General features: G+C 38.6%; 30 protein-coding genes. 5 read left to right on the top strand and 25 right to left on the bottom strand.

Annotated features, from left to right (window positions below; translation table 11 throughout):
* Window positions 1-37: 37 nt before the first annotated feature.
* The 12 genes from DFR59_RS05070 to DFR59_RS05015 all read right to left on the bottom strand — a co-directional run bounded on the left by DFR59_RS05070 (window position 38) and on the right by DFR59_RS05015 (window position 11,795).
* Window positions 38-1,786 carry an ABC transporter ATP-binding protein gene (locus DFR59_RS05070; RefSeq protein ID WP_245948381.1) on the bottom strand — a complete coding sequence of 583 codons (1,749 nt, stop codon included), beginning with the start codon at window positions 1,784-1,786 and terminating at the stop codon, window positions 38-40.
* A gap of 15 nt (window positions 1,787-1,801) precedes the next feature.
* Window positions 1,802-2,980 (bottom strand): nucleotidyltransferase domain-containing protein, encoded by a 1,179-nt coding sequence (locus DFR59_RS05065; RefSeq protein WP_114744522.1) that lies wholly within the window; start codon window positions 2,978-2,980, stop codon window positions 1,802-1,804.
* Between the two features lie 26 nt (window positions 2,981-3,006).
* Window positions 3,007-3,456 (bottom strand): lasso peptide biosynthesis B2 protein, encoded by a 450-nt coding sequence (locus DFR59_RS05060; RefSeq protein WP_114744521.1) that lies wholly within the window; start codon window positions 3,454-3,456, stop codon window positions 3,007-3,009.
* A gap of 50 nt (window positions 3,457-3,506) precedes the next feature.
* The gene (locus DFR59_RS05055; RefSeq protein WP_114744520.1) at window positions 3,507-3,797 is read right to left on the bottom strand and encodes a lasso peptide biosynthesis PqqD family chaperone; all 291 of its coding nucleotides are present in this window, start codon (window positions 3,795-3,797) and stop codon (window positions 3,507-3,509) included.
* On the bottom strand, window positions 3,794-4,735 hold the full coding sequence (locus tag DFR59_RS05050; RefSeq protein ID WP_114744519.1) for a phosphoenolpyruvate carboxykinase (ATP): 942 nt from the start codon (window positions 4,733-4,735) through the stop codon (window positions 3,794-3,796). Before DFR59_RS05050 ends, DFR59_RS05055 begins: the two co-directional genes overlap by 4 nt.
* Before the next feature lie 81 nt (window positions 4,736-4,816).
* Complete coding sequence (locus DFR59_RS05045; RefSeq protein ID WP_114744518.1) at window positions 4,817-4,942, bottom strand: paeninodin family lasso peptide; 126 nt, start codon at window positions 4,940-4,942, stop codon at window positions 4,817-4,819.
* A gap of 14 nt (window positions 4,943-4,956) precedes the next feature.
* Window positions 4,957-6,891, bottom strand: coding sequence for an asparagine synthase-related protein (locus tag DFR59_RS05040; protein WP_114744517.1), 1,935 nt, complete (start codon window positions 6,889-6,891; stop codon window positions 4,957-4,959).
* 308 nt (window positions 6,892-7,199) lie between these two features.
* Window positions 7,200-8,396: a thermonuclease family protein gene (locus tag DFR59_RS20565; protein WP_425454693.1), complete on the bottom strand. Its 1,197-nt coding sequence runs from the start codon at window positions 8,394-8,396 to the stop codon at window positions 7,200-7,202.
* Between the two features lie 82 nt (window positions 8,397-8,478).
* Complete coding sequence (locus tag DFR59_RS05030) at window positions 8,479-9,348, bottom strand: GNAT family N-acetyltransferase (RefSeq protein ID WP_114744516.1); 870 nt, start codon at window positions 9,346-9,348, stop codon at window positions 8,479-8,481.
* A gap of 13 nt (window positions 9,349-9,361) precedes the next feature.
* On the bottom strand, window positions 9,362-9,904 hold the full coding sequence (locus tag DFR59_RS05025) for a 2'-5' RNA ligase family protein (RefSeq protein ID WP_245948379.1): 543 nt from the start codon (window positions 9,902-9,904) through the stop codon (window positions 9,362-9,364).
* Between the two features lie 24 nt (window positions 9,905-9,928).
* Window positions 9,929-10,207 carry a hypothetical protein gene (locus tag DFR59_RS05020; RefSeq protein ID WP_114744515.1) on the bottom strand — a complete coding sequence of 93 codons (279 nt, stop codon included), beginning with the start codon at window positions 10,205-10,207 and terminating at the stop codon, window positions 9,929-9,931.
* 19 nt (window positions 10,208-10,226) lie between these two features.
* Window positions 10,227-11,795 (bottom strand): M1 family metallopeptidase, encoded by a 1,569-nt coding sequence (locus tag DFR59_RS05015; RefSeq protein WP_158538321.1) that lies wholly within the window; start codon window positions 11,793-11,795, stop codon window positions 10,227-10,229.
* A gap of 247 nt (window positions 11,796-12,042) precedes the next feature.
* Between DFR59_RS05015 and DFR59_RS20380 the strand changes: the two genes are divergently transcribed.
* From DFR59_RS20380 to DFR59_RS05010, 3 genes are all read left to right on the top strand, one after another.
* Window positions 12,043-12,132 (top strand): putative holin-like toxin, encoded by a 90-nt coding sequence (locus DFR59_RS20380; protein ID WP_245948378.1) that lies wholly within the window; start codon window positions 12,043-12,045, stop codon window positions 12,130-12,132.
* Between the two features lie 331 nt (window positions 12,133-12,463).
* Entirely contained in the window at window positions 12,464-12,595 is a 132-nt protein-coding gene (locus DFR59_RS20495) for a hypothetical protein (RefSeq protein ID WP_281269336.1), read from the top strand.
* Between the two features lie 117 nt (window positions 12,596-12,712).
* Window positions 12,713-12,943, top strand: a complete 231-nt coding sequence (locus tag DFR59_RS05010; RefSeq protein WP_114744513.1) for a hypothetical protein — start codon at window positions 12,713-12,715, stop codon at window positions 12,941-12,943.
* Window positions 12,944-12,991: 48 nt separating this feature from the next.
* Here DFR59_RS05010 and DFR59_RS05005 read toward each other — a convergent pair whose 3' ends face one another.
* From DFR59_RS05005 to DFR59_RS04985, 5 genes are all read right to left on the bottom strand, one after another.
* Window positions 12,992-13,348 carry a helix-turn-helix domain-containing protein gene (locus DFR59_RS05005; RefSeq protein WP_114744512.1) on the bottom strand — a complete coding sequence of 119 codons (357 nt, stop codon included), beginning with the start codon at window positions 13,346-13,348 and terminating at the stop codon, window positions 12,992-12,994.
* A gap of 25 nt (window positions 13,349-13,373) precedes the next feature.
* Window positions 13,374-14,168, bottom strand: coding sequence for a GNAT family N-acetyltransferase (locus DFR59_RS05000; protein ID WP_245948377.1), 795 nt, complete (start codon window positions 14,166-14,168; stop codon window positions 13,374-13,376).
* A complete protein-coding gene (locus tag DFR59_RS04995) occupies window positions 14,165-14,953 on the bottom strand; it encodes an alpha/beta hydrolase (RefSeq protein WP_114744511.1) in 789 nt (262 codons plus the stop codon). The genes DFR59_RS05000 and DFR59_RS04995 overlap by 4 nt, the downstream gene beginning before the upstream one ends.
* 19 nt (window positions 14,954-14,972) lie before the next feature.
* Complete coding sequence (locus tag DFR59_RS04990) at window positions 14,973-15,482, bottom strand: GNAT family N-acetyltransferase (RefSeq protein ID WP_114744510.1); 510 nt, start codon at window positions 15,480-15,482, stop codon at window positions 14,973-14,975.
* A 216-nt stretch (window positions 15,483-15,698) separates the two neighbouring features.
* Window positions 15,699-15,854, bottom strand: coding sequence for a DUF1540 domain-containing protein (locus DFR59_RS04985; RefSeq protein ID WP_114744509.1), 156 nt, complete (start codon window positions 15,852-15,854; stop codon window positions 15,699-15,701).
* A gap of 166 nt (window positions 15,855-16,020) precedes the next feature.
* Here DFR59_RS04985 and DFR59_RS04980 point away from each other — a divergent pair, with 166 nt between their 5' ends.
* Window positions 16,021-16,224 (top strand): AIR carboxylase family protein, encoded by a 204-nt coding sequence (locus DFR59_RS04980; protein ID WP_425454696.1) that lies wholly within the window; start codon window positions 16,021-16,023, stop codon window positions 16,222-16,224.
* Between the two features lie 43 nt (window positions 16,225-16,267).
* On the opposite strand, the gene DFR59_RS04975 is transcribed toward DFR59_RS04980, so the two are convergent.
* The 3 genes from DFR59_RS04975 to DFR59_RS04965 all read right to left on the bottom strand — a co-directional run bounded on the left by DFR59_RS04975 (window position 16,268) and on the right by DFR59_RS04965 (window position 18,987).
* Window positions 16,268-17,020, bottom strand: a complete 753-nt coding sequence (locus DFR59_RS04975; RefSeq protein WP_114744507.1) for a class I SAM-dependent methyltransferase — start codon at window positions 17,018-17,020, stop codon at window positions 16,268-16,270.
* Between the two features lie 93 nt (window positions 17,021-17,113).
* Window positions 17,114-18,364, bottom strand: a complete 1,251-nt coding sequence (locus tag DFR59_RS04970; protein WP_114744506.1) for an MFS transporter — start codon at window positions 18,362-18,364, stop codon at window positions 17,114-17,116.
* Between the two features lie 11 nt (window positions 18,365-18,375).
* On the bottom strand, window positions 18,376-18,987 hold the full coding sequence (locus tag DFR59_RS04965; RefSeq protein WP_114744505.1) for a PadR family transcriptional regulator: 612 nt from the start codon (window positions 18,985-18,987) through the stop codon (window positions 18,376-18,378).
* A gap of 148 nt (window positions 18,988-19,135) precedes the next feature.
* Here DFR59_RS04965 and DFR59_RS04960 point away from each other — a divergent pair, with 148 nt between their 5' ends.
* Entirely contained in the window at window positions 19,136-19,840 is a 705-nt protein-coding gene (locus DFR59_RS04960) for an AlkZ-related protein (protein WP_114744504.1), read from the top strand.
* Window positions 19,841-19,894: 54 nt separating this feature from the next.
* Here the strand turns inward: DFR59_RS04960 and DFR59_RS04955 are convergent, their stop codons facing one another.
* The 5 genes from DFR59_RS04955 to DFR59_RS04935 form a co-directional block, all read right to left on the bottom strand.
* On the bottom strand, window positions 19,895-20,383 hold the full coding sequence (locus tag DFR59_RS04955) for a GyrI-like domain-containing protein (RefSeq protein WP_114744503.1): 489 nt from the start codon (window positions 20,381-20,383) through the stop codon (window positions 19,895-19,897).
* 129 nt (window positions 20,384-20,512) lie between these two features.
* On the bottom strand, window positions 20,513-20,992 hold the full coding sequence (locus tag DFR59_RS04950; RefSeq protein WP_114744502.1) for a DinB family protein: 480 nt from the start codon (window positions 20,990-20,992) through the stop codon (window positions 20,513-20,515).
* Window positions 20,993-21,013: 21 nt separating this feature from the next.
* Entirely contained in the window at window positions 21,014-21,532 is a 519-nt protein-coding gene (locus tag DFR59_RS04945) for a methylated-DNA--[protein]-cysteine S-methyltransferase (protein ID WP_211318521.1), read from the bottom strand.
* Complete coding sequence (locus DFR59_RS04940; RefSeq protein ID WP_114744501.1) at window positions 21,525-22,427, bottom strand: DNA-3-methyladenine glycosylase family protein; 903 nt, start codon at window positions 22,425-22,427, stop codon at window positions 21,525-21,527. The genes DFR59_RS04945 and DFR59_RS04940 overlap by 8 nt, the downstream gene beginning before the upstream one ends.
* Complete coding sequence (locus tag DFR59_RS04935; protein WP_114744500.1) at window positions 22,424-22,996, bottom strand: bifunctional transcriptional activator/DNA repair enzyme AdaA; 573 nt, start codon at window positions 22,994-22,996, stop codon at window positions 22,424-22,426. Before DFR59_RS04935 ends, DFR59_RS04940 begins: the two co-directional genes overlap by 4 nt.
* Window positions 22,997-23,133 lie beyond the last annotated feature (137 nt).

Genomic DNA, 23,133 nt, shown 5'->3' with positions numbered 1-23,133 from the left:
GAAGTTGTTAGTTTATCTATGGAATAAATTCTTCCTTTTACACAGTTGAAAATTTCGCGTATATTTCTTGTTGAACCGCCTTGCCATGATCCAAAACGATTACTTGATCCGCATTTTTAATTGTTGAAAGCCGGTGGGCAATAACTATGATTGTCATTGAACCTTTTAATTGATCAATTGCTTCTTGTATTTTTGATTCATTTTCTGAATCTAAGGCACTTGTTGCTTCATCCAAAACCAGGATGGATGGTTTTCGCAATAACGCTCTTGCCAGGACAATTCGCTGACGCTCTCCTCCCGACAATTTCATCCCTCTATCCCCTATAACTGTATCAAGCCCTCTCGGGAGATCTTCCACAAATTCATCTGCTGCAGCAAAATGCAAGGATTGCCAGATTTCCTCTTCGGATGCAGAAGGAGAAACCAATAACAAGTTTTCTCTAATCGTCCCATTAAATAAAAAAGGATCCTGTGGTACATAGCTAAGTGATTTTCTCAGTGAAAGGATATTTTGACTCGTTAAAGGCATTTGATCAATCAATACCTCTCCTTTTTCTGCTTTATTCAGCCCCATTAGAATATCTATCAATGTACTTTTGCCTGCCCCTGAGTGCCCTATTATTGCAGTCATGGTGTTGACGGGTATTTTAATAGTAATATCTTCTAATGTATAAGATGGAATTTGCGTATTATACCTAAAATAAATGTTTTTTAATTCGAATCCCTGAACAATTTTTAAGTTTTTTAATTCCCCTTCATTTACACCAATTGTTTCCTTGGCAGCAAGACAGTCCTCCTGCAATTTCTGAACAGTCGAAAAAGCAGGCATTGCTGTGAAGATTTGCTCCAAGTTGGCTTGAATGATTGTAAACCTTGGCCATAGCCTTGAAAATATGACTAATATCAGCATTAGTTCCTGGGATGAAGATTGGAATAGAGTAAGGGATATTAAAAGAAAAAAGGATACTAAAATGGCTGATGAAAGTTTATAGAAAGATTGAGAAGATGTTTTTAATGTAATGTATTCAATTTGTTCGTCCATCATTTGTTGTGTCAATAACTTCATCCACTTTAACTGTGTTTTCTCTAGATGGTTGCTTTTAATTTCTTTTATTCCATTGATCTGATCTGTGATTCCAGATAAATAGTTCAAAGAAATTTCAGAGGTTTGTTTTCCAATTGACCTGGATTTTTTTAAAAATCTCTTAGATAAAAAGACAATTAACATGCCAAAGATGACTATTAACAATGTGAGTTTTGCAGATAACATAAATGCAATTCCAACCTGTATTGTAGTGAAAATGACGGCAGAACAAAATTGAAGCAATAAATTAATACCGCTTGTCACTCTGGCGATGTCAGATGTGAGGGAATTCACTAGTTCTGATTTTCTTTTTGAAAGCAAGAATCCCCAATTTACATCGAGTATATCTTTATATAAATCCCGTCTTAATTTAGAACTGAATTCTTGTTGGATTTTTACGCTTCTAATAGTCAGTTTTCTTTGAACTGAACTTTGAAGAAAAACGAGGATGATATAGATTCCCAAAAAAATCGGCAGTCGAAATTGAACTGGAATCGGATGAATGAGTTCATTGAATTTTGCCATATAAAAAGATCCACTGCCATTCAATTGAAGAATCCCGGCTGCATGAATCATGGGAATAAGGAGAATGATGCCTATCCCTTCTAATAAACTAATGAAAACCATCCCTAGGAGATTATAATAAACTATCTTACCTGAAAAATGATGCAGCTTCTTTGCGAATTGAAATAGTGGCTTCAATGATAGTTCTCCCTCCTAAGAAAGTGCCTGTCTTTTTGATTTTCTCCAAATCCATAGAAATGGCCGCAATGGAAAGTAAAGAAAATGAAGACCTTTTGGCAAAGGCATAATCATACTATCTGAATGATACGGATATAGAAAATTTAAGAAGTAGAATATTTTCTGTGTAATGGATTTAATAGAATATAGATAGCGGCTATGGTAATTGGCTATATCTGTTGGGAGTGGCTCTGTATGCAGATTCACCAGCCTTTCTAAGTAAAACATAGTAATTTGGGCTAATTTAGCTGGACGATTTCCCCTAATTATATGCTGCAATTTCGTATTAATTGGTGTATTCAATAGTGATGATGCCAAAGTTAAAGCCTGGCCTGCAAGATGTGTGCAATGATATTTTTCTAAAAGGTTTTTTAACATTTTCCAGTCCAGCTCTTTCAGGAGTATCTGATGAATATCCATTAGCCATCGGAGTCTTGACCAACCGTGCCTTGCACCATGGGAAACCAAAAATAAAAATAAATCTTCTCTCCCCAAAACAAATAAAGGAGAATCAAATTTTTCACAAATTCTTTTACGCGCCCAAAGATCTTCAAATCGTGGTTCAATTCCAGGGCCAGGATTTAATCTCCAATGAATTTCAAGTTTAATCCCTTTTGATTGATCAAAGTATGTAAGATGATGATGCCTCCATTTCCAATCGTTTAAAACGGAAAGAATATAATCATCCTTTTCATACCCTTTTTCTAAAAGCAGCTTATCCACCTTTTCTAAGTCATGAATGGGAACGAGTACATCTAAGTCACTTGAGGTGCGAAGAGAAATGTCTCCATACAAGTCAACTGCTAAAGTTGGACCTTTTAAAAAGAGTAATCGAACATCACTTTGATTGAACAACTCATTAATCGATTCCATTTCTGCGCTTAAATACATCATTTGAAATATATTTTTTTTGTAATCATTCTTTAAAGTCTGTATAACAAATTCAGGGATATTCTCTTGTCCCACATTTTTTATTTTAGGATAAATTACTGGATAGATTCTATGATGCCTTGCCAATTTCAAAAAGGAATCCCAATGGATATTTAATAACGATTCTTGATTGATTTTTTGATCATCCTTCATTTTAAGAATGTCTAATAATAAATTTAATTCCCTCGGCAACCGAGAATAATCCGGTTTAAAGTTATGTATCATTTTTCTTCACCTCCTAAACAATCCCCTTACTTGCACTTATTTGCGAATTTTCCTACTACCGTGAATTCTTTCATCCTTTCAGCACCAGTAATGAACAAATTACCGCTTCGCAGCCATGCATGTGCAATGAAATCTCCATTCAAATCCTTTGCGGTGCCAAGATATAAAGTACTGTCAATTTTTCTTCTTTCCAGCATTTTCATACCAGCAATTGCCTGTACGAGACATTTGCTCTCCCAAAAAGTATGCCTGCTCATAATCTGAATCGCTTCCATAATATTCGTTAACAGTTCCGTTTGATTTGCATTAAGCGCATAAGGTGTTTCCATCATTTTGTCACCCAAGAACTTTGAAGTTTGGGAAAATGGGATGCTTTTAAGGATCCTGGCCCAGGCCAAAGAAAAGTATGCCTCAAATAGTAAAGCCCTTCTAGTACGATCCAACTGTAGGATTCCCCTTAATTTATTCACAATCATCTAGATTCCTTTCAATTAATAGCAGGATACTATTTATACAAAATATAAATTTATACTCTTTTGATTAATCCTTCTTTCATTAAAGTTTCAATAAAAGAAATAACATGTTCCTTACAAGTATTTTCATCAATTTCATAAGTTGAATGCAGCTTTGATAAGATGGTTTCTATTTTAATAGGTGTGTGAATTAGGTCCCATATTTCACCTCCCACTTTCCCTAAGTTGTAATATTTCCCATTCTCAATACTCAACATTACTTTTTCTCCATCCATATCACTTTCGATATAACCGCTGTTTTTCACGACGATCTCGCTCAAAGATATCTCCTTAATCTCAATCACTTTTTATCCTCCTGACCAGTTCCAATTTGTCTTATTACTTTCTCGACAAGCATATTTGCTGTAAAACCTTCCAATGGCCTTTGTAATTGATACATCTCTATTTGATTAATGATTTTGGTTGAAGCATGAAAATGCCAGTCCATTAAACCTAAGGGAGATAGAAAGGAACTTCTAAAAGTATGCTGGAAAAATACCGTTAATTTTGAAAGACTTTGAATTCGATTAAGAGTTATTGCGTCTCCTTCACCTTTTATAAGCTCAAAAACACCACCAAGCGGCAGTACAGAATTGAGAAACTTATCTTGAACGGGAATTGCATATTTTGTTTCCCTTTCAAATAATGGAAGATAGAATTTCTCATCCATACCAAAACCTTTTAAACTTTCTTCCCATAATTTTTGCTGTGGATAGGATGGCATCACGACTGGCGTCTGATTTCTCGAAAAAGCCACTGCAATGACATCATCACTGATCAGTCTGTATCCCTTTTCCAAAAAAGCCGCTGCAAGCGTGGATTTTCCTGCACCCGATTCCCCTACAAAAGCATATGCCTTGCCATTGATCTCAATGGCACTACCATGCAGCGGCATTGTTTTTCTCTGCATTAATATTGCTCCCATGCATGTGCCCAAAATATATAACCTTATTTTGTTTTCATCAGCTCCTGCTATTGGAGAGACGGCTATTAAGTTACCGTCCTGTACTGAGAAGATTGCAGTATCAGTAATGCAGAACATTACAAAGTTTTTTTTAACGACAACTTTTTGTGGAGGATTAGATAATAGGTCATTCCATTGGGATTGAAGATCCTGAAGCTTTATCTCCACATCTACAGAGGTATCCTTAACTTCAGCTGTCAGTAATTCAGGCAAAGGTATTTCACTTCTAATGGTTAGCCCAAATGCTTTATAAATGACTCTCGTTTCAGTATTTATCAATGTTTTCACTCCATTTAATTTTAAAAAAACCCTCATACTCATTTCTGTATAAGGGCGTTTAAGATTGCAATTTTCAGGAAATCAGCTGTAATGAACCGTTTCATCAACATCATCTTGAACAGCATCAGGAGTTGCTTTTCCAGGTCCAGCCATAGTCATCTTTACATCTAATACTTCTAATTTTGGTTCTTCCCAAACTTTTTTCATTCTTTCACCTCCTTTCAAATATTCTTTTTCATAAAACGGTAGAAAATTAAACTTCTCATTAATATCCTGAATTCTGAATCGAATACTTGATTTTCTTTAGGTTCATGACGCAATTTAGCTAATGCTTCTGAGAGTACTGATATATTTAGGTACTCTTTCATCTCTTCATCTAGCATCAACTTTTCAATTTCATGAATGAATTCAGCCCAGAAAGGCTTCATCCGATGGATGCCATCCGTTCCTTGAATCCCACGGGTACGCTGATTTAATCGAATATTATCAGGCAGGTAATTTTTTGTTGCTCTTCTTATGAGAGAACGATCTAGTCCATTTTGAACATATTGATGTTCTGGAACGGATAAACAAAATCGAATGACATCCAAATCATTTGTGGGATCACGTTCCCAGACCGAATATCTTAGGGACATTTTGGATCCAATTACACCGTTTAAATTCCAAAAGAATGATTTCTCAAATTGATGATTCCTCACTTCATAAGCACTACTTAAGTTCCCGGAAACTTTGATTCCTTCGTTTTCAATTTTTTCAATAACATTTGATCTTGATGCAAAATCAGGATTAATCATCATGGAGTTTTCATATTCGGCCACTTTTGAAAAATGCTGTGCGACTTGTGGATAGGCCTTCTTACCGACAAAAGATAATACTCTTGATTTCGTTACACCCACATTAGCAGCGTATAATCTAACTTCTTTATATAGTTTCAGCAAATGCATCCTTTTTAAGAGAATGGCATTATAGTCAAGGACCGGCCCCCAAGAAATAGTCCAATTTCCTCTTTGTCCATTTAACAATACACCTATATCTTGATTTCGAACTTTTTCATAGATTCCTTTAATCCAAAATGAGTTCTCAAAACTCTTATAGGGCATTTCCAGTAATTCTAGCCAATCATCAATTTCTGTAAATGAATTTTGATCTGCAAAATTTAAATAATTATCTTCTATATTTCCAACATAATTTACAGTTGACTTAATTAATGGCCTCTCATCAGCCACTCGATATCGGGGTGTCCAATCCACAAAATCATCCACTGGTACATAACTGAATGTATGTAGTTTTTTATTTTCTTTTGCCAATGACTTTGCAGCAAAACTGACTACGGATCCTGAATCCAATCCTCCGCTTAAGTGTGCCCCTACACTGCGGTGCGTTCTTAATCTAGCGTCTACAGCTCTTTGGAACACTTCTCGGAACGCTTCTTCATATTCTCCGTTTGACTTTAACTTTATTTTCGATTCACAATTTAACTTGCAATATCTATTAAACGAAATTTTTCCATTCTCGACTGTGACACTATGTGAAGGAGGAATTTGATTTACACGTTTATAAACAGTTGAAGACGTATCTACCGAATCTGCTCTCACAGGTATCGCCAAAAACTCCGCAATCCATTGTTCATTCAACTCTTTCTCTACATACGGCAATGTCAGCAGCGGCTTGATTGTGGTGCAAAACGCCATTCTCTGATAGTCCTTATAGTAATAAAGCGTTCTCGTTCCTGAAAAATCCCTTGCCCCAAAGAGCTTTTGATTCTTTTCGTCCCAAATCATGAATGCAAAATCACCGATGAGATGTTTAGGAGTTTCTTCTCCCCATTTAGAATAGGCGAGCAGAATCAATTTGCTGTCCGGCATTGATTTTCTTTCATCCTTATCAATTTGCAGCATTTCAAATAGTTCTGCTCGGTTATCGATGATGGCATCTGATGTGATAGCCAGCTGTCTTTCATAATCATAGTAGGGAACCACTTCACCAATCGATTCTGGAGTAATCCATTGGGCGTGGCATCCAAGAAAGATATTACTGCGACTCATCGCTTTTATATCATTTGCCGGAAAATGTTTTAGCGCATTCATCATTCCACAGCAGTCTTCAGCAGGTATCGGTTCATTATTGAAATGGTATATTCCAGCAATTGCACTCATAATGTTAATGGCCTCCAAAATCTATTTCGTTCTTGTTACAGAACGTTTATCGCATAGAATTCCTGAAAGAAATCAATTAAAAGGCTAATTTCAAATAATCTTATGAGGGACAAAGGTTTTATATGTATTAGCAATAAATTTAATTTCATTTTGTTCTTTATAAAGAACAATACTTTATTTAAAATTATCACTCACAGGAAAACTTGTCAATTGATTTTAGAAAATATTTTGATAATTACTATTTTTTTATCATTAACAAAAAAAGCGAATCCCTTATCTACGGGATTCGCTTTTTTTGATACCGAAAACTACTTCCTCTTAATGAAGGAATGTACGAGTTCGATGATAATGATAATTAAAATGATGAACCAAAATACGCAATAGATCAATCCCAGCACAAGGTTCCAAATTAATTTCTTAGAACGCATTTTGTGGGCGATCAATGGCCTGCGCTTGATTACAGGAATCAGGAAGAATAGGATGACAATGATTAAAATGAATAGGCCGAAGATCATTGTACCTGATCCGCCGCTTTCTTCATCTTTTGCACTTTCTGTCTTGGATGCCTCTTTTTTCACTGTTGCGGAAGGTGCTTGTGCTTTCTTTTCTGTTTTCTTCTCAGTTTTCTTCTCCTGTTTTACAACAGTAGATGTATCTTTTTGGTCTTCCTTTTTCTTCTCTTCATCAGATGATTTTTCTGCAGTCGTGCTTGCTTCTGCCGTTTTTGGCTTTAAGGATGCGTACATGCCGCGGTAGTTCTCTTTTGCATCATCCATGGCTGCACGAATTCGATCTTCGTATTTATACGTTCCATAATCGTAGAAATCCTCTACCAATCCTGCTTCTGTCACAGATTCCTGTTCGAGCTTCCCATTGACGAACACCCATGCAAGCAGGCGTCCATACTTGTCATAAAGGCTGCCGCCATCTGTTTCAAGGGTTATTTTCCCTCGTTTCAAATAACTGCAGGTAAATTCGCTTGCTTCTTTTCCAAAGGCCTCGTGTTCAATCGTGCTTTCTGGCGTGTCGATGAAAAGGAAGCGGGTTTTATAGACTTTGCCGTTCACATTGAAATTGGCGGTGTCGCCGTCAGTACATTTCACAAGTGTCGCATTATATGTATGCCCCATTTGAAGTGCAGGCGCAGTGGTGACTGCGGGCTTTGTGACAGTAGCTTTTGGTGTGCTTGTCTTTGGAGTAGATGCAGGCGGTGTACTTGCAGAATTGCCTGACAACGTGTGGCCTTCTAAATCAATTTTTGAGGCATTAAATCCTGTTGCACATTTGGAATTGCTGTTATTTTGTCTGATCAACGAAACCAACTGATCCATCGTTTTGGCGGTCTTTGCCAAAGGAGTCGGATCATGAAGCAAATAAGAGCAGTCGGCATTGCGGAAATGTCCGCCAAGTTCATCGCGTGCACCGGGATGAGCTTCTGCCGTGGTGGCTAAAATCGTTAACAAGATTAAAAGACTAGTAATTAATACAAATAAATGGCGTTTCAAGTTGATCCCCCTCTAAAATTCACATACTTGTAAATTTTAGCATACAGGAAAGATTTCAAGCATTGGTAAATTACGGATAAATTCAGGCCTGCGAAAACAGATGATGTTTGATACTTTTCGGGAGTTTATCCAGCTTGCCGCTTCTGATAAATAGCTGCTCGCTTCCATTGAAATGATTTGTCTGCCAAGGAAGATCTACGTCTTCAGGAGTAAAATGCAAAATGATTTCATTGACATCCGGTGTGGCAACGATCTTGAAAATCCGTTTATAGGACACAGGAGCTTTGCTCACTAGATCAAACAAATGCAATTCATCTTCATGAATCTGATAAACGGCCATCACATTTTCTTCTTCTATAAAATAAACGTCGCTGCCAAAACCATTTAGATAATAAAACATAAATAATTCTGCGGTACCCCTCGTTCCAAATTGAGAGGAAACCGTATTTCTTTCAGATACAAATTGATAAACAAACGATTCATCCTGCAATGACAGTTTTTTCACTGCCTTGTTACTATCAATACCTTTGAATGGAATATGAAATAGAGATTCTGTCACAGCTTTGAATCCAAACTTCGGGTAAAAATCCAACACACTGTTATTCGCGAATAAGTACATCCAATCCACGTTGGAATCATACTCTTCCAGTACTTTTTCCATCAGCTTTCTGGACAACCCTTCCCCCCGATAATCCGGGTGTGTCATGACCGTCCCGATTTGAATGGTCTTAAATGATTCGCCATTGACCATCCATTCCAAATGGTTGACGGATACATTGGCAACGATCTTTCCATCAACATGAAAAGAAAACGGTTCGTATTTTGAAGTCCAATATCCTTTTTCAAACCAGTATTCAAACTGGATGCCAAATGTCATTTCGGCCAATTGGTTAAATGATTGACGCAAGACCCTATCTTTTTGATAGCCCCTTGCAAATTCTAATTTTTCCATACATTTCTCCTAGTTAAGTCGCTAGCGGAATTTCCAAAAACTTGCGATATTTATTGGTTTCATATTCTTCATAAATTTGCACATGTTGAACTTCGAAAGTTGGGAATGGCGCCAAGACGTCCTTTGCTTTTTGCTCCATTTCTTGCAACTCCTCGTATGACATCCCCCAATAAGTCTGCCCAATAGTTAAATGAGGCGAGTAGTTCTCTCTTTCAAAATAGCGCTTAATCAACTCTTCAGGCGGAGAAATGGCTTCAACCAGCCTTAAGTGAAGATTTGTTAATTGGGGTGATTCCACCCTCAAATACAGGACGTCTTGGGCATAGTAAGCAGGCTCCCCCAATGTAATCTTGAAAGGAGACGTTTGCTGACAAACTTCCTTAATAGATGGCACCCAGGCAAGGTCGGCAGACAACCCGCTTTGAGCCTTGACTGTCACATGAGGCTCCACAACTTCTGGAAGTCTGTTGTTTTTCCAAAGTTTTTGCAGATGAACGATTTTTTCCGCATAGTCCCGCGGAGGCTGTATCCCAATAAAATATTGCAGCTTAATCATCTCCTTTCATTTTATTTTTTAAAATTATCCTAAATGAAAAATCGTCATGATACTTGCCGTTGCAAAAAATAAAGTGCCTAACGAAAACAGAATCATGCTTTTTATTCTAACCGATTCGTAAGACGCTTTTAAAAAGACAGCACAATTAAACGTGCTAAGCAAAAGAAGCCATAACGGACGAGATGCTGTACCAATAAAGAAATAAAGAGATGCCGCATATAGAATCAATACAACAACAGCAATCCAAACGATTTTCCCTTTTGTAAGCTCTCTTTTTACCTCTTTCCTTTCTTCCGTATCCACCGATCGACCTCCTATTCTTCTAATCTAATTTAATCCAATTTTCAAAAAAGGTATTGTCCTTTAATTGAAAATAGGCTTTTAAGAATCGGATGTACTCTTTTGAATCAACGGTCTGGTATGCATATGTTTCATAATACTTCTTCAAGAAAGCTTGTGCTGAGGTGAGATCGCCGGTCAGTTCCCAAAGTTTAAACGATGGAACATCATACGTATTTACAGTCCAATTTCCGTTTAGGAATTCTGTGACAGGCGTGTGGGCTAATAGGATTTCTCTCTTTTTGTCCATTATGACTTGTTCATCTCGATCTTTCGCTGACTGGAAGACACTTTCCGGCGCTTCCTTGGTCTGAGTCATCATAAATAGATAGGTGGCAAAACTGGTCATCCCCTCATCGATATATGCATCGATAAAAGGATTATTCGATACTGTTCCATAAAACCATTGATGGGCCATCTCATGTGCAACGACAAAATCGATGCCGTCTAATCCATCTCCTCTGCTGGCAGTGACAATTCCAGGGTATTCCATTCCACCTTCATCAAGGATAATATCGACCTGTTTGTGCTGGTACGGACCGATTTGATTAAAAAAGTGCATTGCTTTTTTAGCTGCTGTTAAAGCTTCATCCACTTTATCTTTATTTTCAGGAAAAGCTGTCACACGGATTTCGATTCCATCCACAGTTGTCGATTTGCTCACCATATTTTTGGTTAAGCCAAGGAAGAATTCTTTACTTTTGTCCAAAGTCAGCGTTCCCTTTTTACTTGATGTTTTAGGATCATTATCTGATGAACTGAAAATGTTATACTCATCCGGAAGGTCGTAAGATATTTGAAAGCTGCTGAAATCTGTGTGGTATGATTCCGACACTGGAGTATAGTTGCCCTTTACCCATCCTGCGTGATAGGTAGCCAGCATCGGATACCATTGCGCCAAATAATAATTATCCTTTTCCTTGGAAAAACGAGCTCCCATCTCGGGAACGGTAAACGAGTATTTTACTGTAACCGCTTTCTTTGTATTTTTCAGAAACGGGCTATCTAACGGTAATAGTAACGTATCGAATGCTAATTGGAATGGAACGGATTTACCATCCAATTCGACTTGTGTAATTTTCACATCACTTGCATGATTCATAAAAACAGGTTTATTCTTTTCTGTAAAAGCATTTGGAATGAAATAAAAAAGAATCTCAGACCAATCTTCTGAAGATAAATTTTCTACTTCAATATTTGCATTTGCTTCAAATTTCCCATCTGGGTTCATTTGAAGCTGAATATCATAAGCTGCTTTATTTTGATTCTGGACAGTATCCGGTTTAAGGGTTTTAATATTCTCAAATGAACTGGTTGTATCAATTGCCCGCTCTTCATAGCGAGGGTACTGGAAATTCGCAGCAGCTTCCAGCTCATTTTTCGACTCCCCTTTTTCGGAAGGCGCTTTTGTATTTTCTTCGGGTTTATCCTTTTTCTCTTCTGTATTTTCAACAGCTGGTTTTGCAGCTTTCGTTGAAATCACTTTTTCTTCACTGCATCCGTACAGCAAGACGGATGCAAGAATCGCCAAAACAACGGACTTATTTCTCAAATAGACCACTCCCCCATTACCAATCATCCCCATTTACACATTCTCTGTATTTAACTGAATATCCTTCATCCTTACATAATTATAGAATATTCTTCCAAAAATGAATAGGATTTTTAAGAAATATACGAACGCTTGTTCTTTACTTGATGAAATAATGGCAGGAATGGTGTATAATAGAAATACTACAGCTAAATAAAGCAGGATGAGCGGCGGCTCAACTCCCTACATGAAAGGGGGTGGTCGCTTAATGATTTCGACTTCAGATACTTTGCAGATCATGATTTTGTTTGCCTCTCTCGTCGTATCAATCATTGCGGTTACGCAAAAAAAGAAGTAACCGGCTCCCTGTAGGCTCTCCGACAAGCGTTAGGGGCTGATTACTTCCTTTTCGATTTGACTCTGGTGAGCCGCTGCACTTCATGCAGTTTATGCTGTAGTGGGACCCTGAGGCCAATCAGGGTTCCTTTTTAGTATCATTTGTTACTCCTATTATATACCTATTTACCCATATTCGTAAAGTAAAGCCCTGAAATCGGCAGGTAAAAAGTGAAAAATTCCTGCACGAGTTTACATAATATTATTATGCCCACCCCCCTTCCACTTTTTCCTCATAATTTTCTCCATTCAGCACATACTACTTTGTAGGAAAAGGAAAGGAGGGCTAAGCGATGACTAACAAAAATGACAATCGTGAGCGTCAAAACAAATACCCAAATAATAAAAATACGGATGCCGAGTTCTCAAAAGAACCAAATATGCGAAGCGAAATTACAAAAAAAGATCAAAAAGAGAAAAAATAAATCGCAATATGTCCTTAGCAGAAAAGCTGAGGACATTTTTTTTGGAAAAAAAGAGGAGAAATTAATCGAATATTGAAATAATATAGGGAGACTTTGTTGAAAGGGTGGTTATGTATTATGGATCGCGTTTGTTGTGTCGCTTACCTCCTCTACCAATCGGACAATGATGATGTGAAGAACATGGCCGTAAACTTAGTCACTGGAGAAATTTCTTTAAACAATGCAAAGAAAATGGATCGTTTCAAAGATGTGATCCTGCTCGCAGAAAAGAAGCTGAAAGAGTCCCCACCGCCACAGGAAAAGGTTTGTGAATTTGTAGAGAACTTTTTATTTACAGTGGTTTCGTAATATAAAGAAGCAGTGCCTTCCATCTCGGAGGCACTGCTTTTCTTTTTTTCATGGGACAATAACGGTACCCTGTTTGGATATCCATTCATCCACAGCCATTTTGGAAAAGTAAATCTGATTCCCGATTTGGATGTATGGCAGTTCACTTGTCACACCAGAAGAATTTGCTATGGGTCCTAACTGCTGAACCTCTTCAGTATTGATACCTAGATAGACGGCTACTTCATCTGCAGTCATGAGCAATTTTGGTTTTTGTACACCACGGTCTAAAACGGAACGGATGGATGCGGCGGCATCCTGTTTAATAAAATGATCCTGTTTCCATTCATTTGCTAACATCCGGCAGCCACAGTAAATCGAAAGTGCCAGCACTAAAATTGATATTGGAGTTAAATAATGCTTCATTAATGGCTCCTTCCTGTATCCCTAATTAACTTCCCTGTATCTCCTTTATGCTTTTACCGCTCAAAAATGCATGTCCGGTGATGATTTCCCCTACAGTTTGAAACCCATACCGCTCATAAACCTTCTCAACACGAGGGGTAATCGGCAAGATCCAAAGCTGTTCAATTCCCCTTGACCTTGCTTCTTTTTGAAGAAAATAAATTAATTCTCCAATCAAGCCTTGTCCCCGGAATTCAGGCACTGTTGCCACACTTTCAATCCTCGCCTGCTTCCCCTCGATAAATAAACACGCAGTGCTGCATGCGGTGCCGTTCACTCTGAGCAAATAATGTGCAAAAGCAGGATGATTGAACTCTTCATAAAACGTATTCCTCCTGCTTTCTCCTCCAAGCTCATCAATTTGACATTCTATCTCAACGGCTACTTCCGCATTCTCTTTTGTCACCAATTCAATTGTGATATCTGTTCTGTGCTCAGTTTCCCGGACCTTTCCATCCCAAATTTGGACAGCACCCGGCAACTCTTCAAATCCGAAGCCTTCTTTTTTTAATTCCGCCACTAATTTCTGCTGTTGTTCTAATTGATATATATAAAATCTAGGAACCAGATGTTTTGACTGATAAAATTCCTTCACCTCAGCAATGACTGCTGTAGGATCTGTACAAGGTTCAATTATCTGTGCATGGTTGGCGCTATAATAATCAGGGCTATTTTCATTTATAAAAAATGCTCCCCAAGATTTCGTTTCTTTTCTCGTAAATGTCTGAAGATAGACATCATCCAATTGAAGGACATCCATCAAATTAACAACTATATTCAATTTTCATCCCTGCTTTCACCAAAAATGGAGGCAATCACACCGGGTACCCGATTCTTAAATAAAAAATAATGATGCTCCCCTTCTTGCACAACTTCATATGTAAAGTTCCGAACCTTTTTCTTCAAAATCTCCGCAACGGCTTGATTGGAGTCGATAAATCCCTGCCAAGTCTCGGGATTTCCGCCTTCTTTCGTTCCCCAGTCCATATAGGCATACTCAATCGGAGACAGGTCAGATCCTTTAATGAATTCTTCTATCTCTCGCTGATTCCGATAAAATCCGGATGAAAAAGCAGCAATCCTGCTGAAAATTTGCGGGTATTTGCATGCTGCATATACAGTGATTAATCCACCAAGTGAAATTCCAGCCATGGCTGATTGATTCGCATCCGTCCGGTACTTTTGATCAATCAACGGCTTCAATTCATCAACAATGAAGGAAAGGTATGCATCCCCTTCGCCGCCTAATTCACTGGGCTCTCCAAGAAGCTTGATTGTATTATCCCCATTCACCCATGGACACGTTTCATTTACCCTTCCATCAAAATCCGGATGACGGTCTATCGTCACCACAATAACCTCTGTCCCGCTGTCATCCAGGTATTTTTTCAAGTTCAGTGAAACGCCGCCAAAAGCACCTTCATCTTCAAAAACGTTCTGACCATCATGCATATAAACGACAGGGTACTTTTTCCTGCCAGCTTCATATCCTTTCGGCAAATAAACCCGAATACTGCGCTCCCTGTTCCCTAGCGCTTTCATACATACCCCAAAAACCTCCAGCATCCTGATCCCCTCAATCCAGCTAAAATTCAATCGACAACAATTTCAGCTCTTCTGTATCATTCGGAAGTGTCACAAACGATTCGAACCGGAGCCCGATTTTCTCAAGTAGCTTTGTGGAACTTTCATTGTCCTTTGTCGTAATGGCAACGATTCGCTTCAATTTCTTTACATCTTTTCCGTATGCAAGTGCAGCCTCTGCCGCTTCAAATGCATAGCCCTGTCCGCGGAACTGCTCCAGGAAAGCAAAACCGATATCAATGTCTTCAAGTCCATCGCGCTTAATCAGACCGCAAATCCCAAGAAGGTCACCATCTTCTTTCATCTCCACCAAATACAAGCCAATTCCATGCTCCTGATACATTTTAATCGGACCATTAAGGAGGAAATTCCGTGCTTCTTCTTCAGTTCTGACGCCGCGGTCTCCAATAAATTGTATGTATCCCGTATCATTCAGAAGCTGCAGCATAAACCCCGCATCCTCTTCTGTTAACCACCTTAAAATCAATCTTTCTGTCTCCACTACTTTCATTCTATATATCTCCTAATCTTGTAAAAATATTATGGCAGCAAACTCCATTTGGAAATAAATTCATCTGATCAATTCCTTTTTATTATAAAGCTTTTCTTCTATTAATAGGTGGTTTTAATTATGAAAAAATCTTGAATAAGAATGATAATTATTATCAATACTATCTTTAAGAAAAGACAGCCACCGACTATGACTGCCTTATCAAAACAATGCTGATTACATACCTGGTTCAAACGTTTTGCAATCCGTTTCTTCACTGTTATGAGCCTGTTCCCCACGGTGGCTGACAACATAAATCTGTTCAGCTCCACACTTTCTTCCATCACGGTTGAACTTGCAGTTGCTCACTTCACATAATACATCCTGTGCCATATGTTTCACCTCCATCCCTTCCTTTTAGGTTTCTCCTTTTGACTTGTCTTCATTCATATTCCTGTCCCCGACTCCATATAATCCTTGTAGAAACAAATCATGCGGGGGAGGAATCAGATTGGAACAACGAAGACTGCATCACATTCAAAACCTTGCCTATGACATCATGGAAAAAATGAACGCGGATTCTAAAGAGCAAGATATGGAGCATATGCAAAAAATTATCGACTACCTATCAAGGGCCATCGGAAGCTTGACCGATCCGACGGGAAAATTTTCAATTGACTACGTAGAAGAAAAAGTTGCTTCTGCCCATTATCTTCTTTTTCAGAACGAGAAAAAACTATACAGGAAGTCATTTCATATATAGCGAAAAAGGGTTCCCGCCACGGGAACCCTTTTTGATTGGAAATTTACATCTTCACAGCTTTTATAATCATCGTTGTGGGAAATTGTCTTGCTTTATATAATGAATAGTACCGATCAGAAACTTCTCCATCGACCCCTTCAAATCTCTCTCCTACATCGCTTTCAATCACCTGTTCAATCGTAAATCCAGCTTTGATCAATTCATTGATATAGGTGCTTAATTTCCGTTTATGAAGCACCATGGGAGCATTTTCTCCCTTGAATCGTTCGATGGTGTATGGCCCTTCTTCCTGGTATGAGCTGTCCAGATAGATGCGGCCATTTTCCATCAGCAAGTGAGGATAAAGCGGATGATCCCAGCTGAAAATAAAGCAGCCGCCCTTTTTTAAATAGGAATGAATCAACTGGAACGTCCCTGGAAGATCGGTCGTCCAACCAATGGCATAAATAGAATAAACGATATCAAAATGTCCTTTAGGAAGACCAATGTCATCTTCCATCGGCGCACAGAACAAGTTGGCATTCAAACCATTAAGCGTCGATTCAGCTGCCGAACGCTGCTCTTCCGATAAATCAACGCCCCATAATTCACTTGCTCCCTGTTCCGCCATATATCGCAGTGAATGTCCGCTTCCATATCCAATTTCCAGAACGTTTTTGTCTTTTATCTCATTGAAAAGATGTAATTCATCTTCCGTTTGTGCAAATGGTCCGTAGCTTGGCAGCGCGTCAACCCCATTGAAATGGTGTGACACTGTATTCCAGCTCTTTTTATTTCCTATCAAAATTTCGTTCATATAAACGTTTCCCCCCCTTCCATTCCAATTCTCTAAGCAGCTCAAAAACTCCTTTAATTAAAAAATCATCCCACAAACGGAAAAATTCAAAAATCAAATTGTGGCTTTCTCCATAACAGATACTTCTCTTCTAAATCGTTCAGGATTCCGTTGGATGTAGAAATGGACCACAATCGCATAAATGGTCAATAGCAGCCCCGATGCGATGAACACAAAACTCATGCTGAACGTGGCTGCAAGAACCCCGCCTGCCATTGGACCGAGAAATACCGATAAATTGATGATGGAATTGGATGCTCCTGATACCCTCCCCATCACTTCTGGCAAAGTCTCCTTTTGCAAAATGTAGCCAAAAGGTACATAAGCACCTGAAGATATAATGCCGGTCAAAAAGAAAATAGAGATCCACATTATTTTCGGGAGAACCAATAAATCAAGGACACCAAGTCCAAATGAGCACACGAAAAAGCCAGTAAGAAAACCTGAAAACAGCATGATTTTCATCGGATTTTTATTCCAAAACGGCCATTTCCCCAATGCAACAGCCCCGATGACCATCCCGAGTCCGCTTGCTGATACAATATAGCCGAATTCCGCTTTTCCAAATCCCATCGTTTTGGCCCAAGGCGTGATCAGCGCTTCCTGGAGAAAAACAATGAACATTCCCGCACTCAAGAAAAAGATAGCAAAAAACAAAATGGAATTGGTACGTATATACCCGAATCCTTCTTTAAATTCATGTAAAAAAGAATTCCCGCTCCTCAGAATTTTACTCTTCTTTTCTTCAAATGTAGGGATGCCGAAGACGAAGAAAGCTGATAGCAAAAATCCTGCAGATTCAAATATAAACAGACTTGAAGGATTTATAAAAAGAAGTAAAGCACTTCCTGCAGCAGGTGCAACAATTTTAACGGAGTTCGTCATGATCTGGCTCATTGTGCTTGCATGAAGCAGATAGTTTTCCGGAACCGTGTATCTGATCGTTGACTGTCTGGCAGGATCAAACATAGCTCCAAAAAGGACTTTAAAGAATACGAGAACAAATAACACATAAATATTCCCAACCCAAACCAAGGATAAAGCAATGACCGCCCGTACGATATCACATGTCAGCATCACTGCTTTCTTAGGAAGGCGGTCCACCCAGACAGCCGTAACAGGCCCAATGAACACCACAGGCAGAGAAAACACGACAAGCAACGCCGCATTATAGGCAGGACCAAGCCCCCAAATATAGCTGATTAATATATTGATGGCAATGATGTCAAAAAAAGCTCCGAAGTCTGAGAAAAACTGTCCAAAAAATAAATGCCGATAACTTTTTATTGAAAGCAGACCCTTCATCACACAATCCCCTATTCATTTTTTAATTGGTTTAATGCCAATTCCTTTCTAGCCTTTTGCTCCGGTGCCATATTAAACCGATCCACACCTGTTGGCAGGTGGTTGGACTCTAACTTCTTAATGCATTTTTCCAGCCAGGCAAGCTCTGATTCCAATCTGTCCTGGCCAAACTCAAAGGCAAGTGCGCCATATTCGTCTACAAAACCATAATCCTCGCGCCACGTATCACAAACATGCAGCAGTTCCCTCGTTTTGACTTCCCTCGCCCGCAAGTGCCGAATCAGGCTTTCCTTATCATTCGGCCTGCTCACACCCCAAAAAATCATTTTTAAAACCAGTTCATCCCTTGAAACAGGATATTCAGGGGTCTCTCCCATCCATTTATCAAGGACAATCCATCCTTTGCCTGTTAAATCATATACCTTTTTATTCCGGTCTCCGCTTTCATCAGAAATATAAATCAATCCATTTTCCTCAAGCTTCTTCAACTTTGGATAAAGGTTACCGTAAGAAATATTTCCCCAAACAAGGATTCCCACCTTTTGTTCGAAATTCGTCTTTATTTCATAGCCTGTCGCCGGCCTCATACTTAAAAAACCTAAAATCAAATAGTCCAAAGACATTTTCAATCCTCCACATATCAAATTGATATATCATAATGATATGTTATTCTGTTATTTTTTTCCTGTCAATCTTTTTTAAAATTTCTTTTGGAAGGGTTTTTCATATCACATCTCGAAATGATACGGAACAAAGGAAAGGAGAGGTGAAATGAAACAATATAGAGTACATACATACGAAGAAGCAAAGGCAGTGATTGATGAATTAGGGATTTTGCCCCTTGCACATGTCATTCCGGATTATCCTTCATTAGACGGGATTACCAAAAAAGAAAATTGGTACACAGGATCGGAAGAAGATCCGTGGGGATGGAGAGCAAGATTTTCCACTGAGGGTGCAGCAGCATACGGGAAATTCCTGAAAAAGAAATCATTTTTGATCTCAACTGAGCTTCTCCCAGCCATACGAGCATTGCTTGGCAGTGAAAGTTCATTGGAAGAAAGGTATGAAAATGGCTTGGTATCCCGTGAAGCCATGAATCTTTTTGAACATATTTCGCAAAATGAAGGAATTGATACGAGAGAACTAAGAAAAATCTCTGGAATGAAGGATAAGGACTTTAAAAAGGACTTTGACCGAGGATTATTGGAACTGCAGGGCACAATGGATATCCTGGTATCTGGCACTGTGGGGAAAATAAATGCAGAAGGTGAAAAGAGTGGTTGGAGCAGCGCTGTTTATGAAACTATGCATCATTGGATGAATAAACATGACCTCATACATAACCCTATAGATAAACAAGACGCAAAAGAAATAATAAGAGAACATTTCAGTAAGTTCTGTTCGGAGCAAGCAATGAAAATGATCACAAAACAGTTTGAGTTAGATAAAACACCGGCAAAAGCATCTCGGTAAGAACAAAGACTGTCATCCTTCATCTGGATGACAGTCTTTTTAACTCTCTCGTAATTATTTTTTAATAATAGGAATGAGAATATCAAATTCAGGATCATTCACATCTCGATCTTTCGGATACCTTTCGTGTTTGATTGGAAGGTGATCAAAGTATTCTTTCCCTTCTTCTCTATAAGGTATGTAGTCATGATCATTGAACCAATTGTACACCTTTGTGTATGCATCATTGATATCGCTACCTTTTGAATGATGCATAAACAAATAAGTCATAGCCGGCACTCTGATTTCTACCATATCCTCCGGTACGTCTTGCTTCTCACTTACTTCATAAGCAGAATAATGCACAAAACCATCTACACGTGTATGATAGGACAAGCCTAATTGCACGTCCGGGTTGACTGCACCCTCCAGTTCATGCACACGTTCGGACATTTTTTGAATGACCGTCCCCAATGTACTTGCTTCAGAGTAAGCTCCATCCCATTTCAAACCAATTGCACGATAGGCAGGCAACTCTAAGATTTCAAATTCTAAATCAACCATTTCCATTCCCCCCTCTATGAATAATGCATACAAAACTGAACCTTGAAAGTTATTCGATCAAGATGTCACCTTTTCCTTTTTTTGTATGAATAATTATTTATCGACTGGAATGGGGAAAGCAATCGTACCTTACTGTTTCATTTCGTCATCATTCAAAAAATCATCTATCTCCTGCATATGTTTTTGATCGTGTTCAATAAGACCCATAAAATAATCATTCAATGTTAACGATCTCGAACCGATTTGATGCATGGAATCAAATCGCTCTTCCGGAATACTGTTGATCATTTGAACAAGTTTACTGCGGATAGAAGTGAATTCATCAATCAATTGCTCTTTGGAAATCCCTGCTCTTGCATAATCGGAAGCATCCTGATTCATCTTCTGTACATCAATTTTGAATGCAGGAAATGGTTCATGATTCATTATATATGGAAGTCTATGTTCTAGAAGAAATTCATCCCAAACGATGAAATGTGAAATGACATCCCCCGTCCCCCATGAACCTTCCTTTAAAGGAGCGAACCATTTATGATTCGATATACTTTTCTTATTCTCTGCCCAATGAGCGACAGACGCTTTTTCAGACAATATGGTTTGTTTATTCATACTTCAACCCTCCCTTTTAATCTAATTATTCATTAAGGACAGATTGATTCCTTCTTTAGTGGATGTGAAATTTTTCTTCTCATGATTCAATAGCCATTCTTTGCGCCAGACACCGCCTGCATAGCCGGTTAACTTTCCATTCGAACCAATGACACGGTGGCAAGGCACTACTATGCTTAATTGGTTTTTGCTGTTGGTGGTCCCGACCGCCCTCACTGCTTTTTCATTGCCTACATGAACGGCAAGGTCCTTGTAAGACCATGTCTGTCCATAAGGAATGATTGTGAGTCCTTTCCACACTGATTTTTGAAAAGGGGTACCTTCCATCCTGTATGGGAAATTGAAATCTTTTAAGTTCCCTTTAAAATATTCGTCCAACTGCAAATAACATTCCCTTACAGGATAGGGTGTATTTTCATCAGGAGGAACCGCCTGCTCCTGCTCTTCATCAAATAAAATGGATAGGACAGCATCCTCTCTGCCGTTTATTGAAAGCATCCCAATCGGTGAATCATAGTAAACCGTAAATATTTCATTCATATAATGACCTCCACAAATAGAAGACCGCATATGCCTGCCAGCCTTCCCAATTTTTTGACCATGATTTTAATTCAGCTAATTCCGGCTTACGGTGCATGTTGTTAATTTTTTTAATTGCATTATGAAGACCTGCATCAGAGATCGGAAATGCTTCCGGCTGGAGCAGGCATTTCATTAGAACGTAGTCTGCTGTCCATGCACCCACCCCACGAATCTTAGTCAATTCTAAATGCATCTTTTCAAATTTTCTTAAGCATAAGAGTTTTTTCTTTGAAAGATTACCCTTTTGCATATGCTTGGCAATCCCAATTATATACTCTGCCTTTCTGGAGGTGAATTGAAGCGCACGAAGCTGCTCAATTTCTAGATTTGCTATGGTTTGAATGCTCGGATAAGTCCAATAATGGCGTCCGTTATATACAACTTTTTGGCCGAATGATTCTACCAATCTTTTTTTGAGAGTATACGCAAATTTTAATGAAATCTGCTGCCCAATCACTGCCCAGGTGAGAGCTTCAAAAAGATCCGGAATTCCAATGATACGCAGGCCGTCATATTTTCCTGAAATGGTTTGAAGAATGGGATCTTGCTTCATTAAATCAAAAAAAACGTCCAAATCCCTGTCTAAATCAAACCACTCGATTACATAATCATTGATATATTGGCACACTTCGTCAGAAACTTTCCCTTCTAATATGACTGCTTCAAGACCATGTGCATTACACGTAATCTTCATTATGTATAATTCTTTATTCCACTCAAAAGCTTTATATATCGCATTCCCCTCGATAACATGCAAAACTTCTGATTCAGATCGGCCAAGAAACACAAGGCATTCTTCATAATTGAAATCATGTGGAACAGGAATACTGATGTTTTCCTTAAAAGTTGTCATTGTATGGTTGTCTCCTGGAATCTTTTTCGATAATCACTTGGAGTGAAGCCCTTTACTTTGCGGAAAGACTTATAGAAATTGGACGGACTTTGAAATCCTGCTTCATAGCAGATTTCCAAATTCGTCTTATCTGTACTCTTTAGCAATGATGCAGCTTTATCAATTCGGATGATTTCAAGCATTTCATTCAATGTCTTTCGCGTTTCCTTTTTAAAGAAGCGCTCCAGATAATACATGCTGACCCCAGCATGATCAGCTATATCTTGAAGCTTGATCCTTTCATTGTAGTGTTTATGAAAATAATCAAATACCGTAGATACCAATGTCAGCTGCGGAGAAAAAGGGGCATCCGGCTGGCACCGTTTGCATGCGCGAAATCCTGCATCTTTAGCTTCTTCACGGGTATCATAGAATTCTACATTTTCTTTTTTGGGCTTTCTTGACCTGCATGAAGGACGACAGTAGATTTTAGTGGTCTTGACAGCTGTATAGAACATACCATCATAATTCCCGTTGCATTGCAGGACCTGTTCCCATTTTTCGTCGAAAGTCATAGTGAGTATTTGCATCAGCCTATCCCCCGCTTCCCATTCACATTTCTTATTTATATTGTAGCAAGCGTGAAAAATAAATGCCTCCTAAATCTTGCCCTTATAGTCTTGAAACAATTGGAATGATTTTTAACCCAATTTCCAATATAATGAAA

The sequence above is a fragment of the Falsibacillus pallidus genome (genome assembly GCF_003350505.1).
In the GTDB taxonomy this organism is placed as follows: Bacteria; Bacillota; Bacilli; order Bacillales; family DSM-25281; genus Falsibacillus; species Falsibacillus pallidus.
The sequence above is the reverse complement of the archived record's forward strand: the minus strand, read 5'-3'. Positions and strand labels throughout refer to the sequence as shown.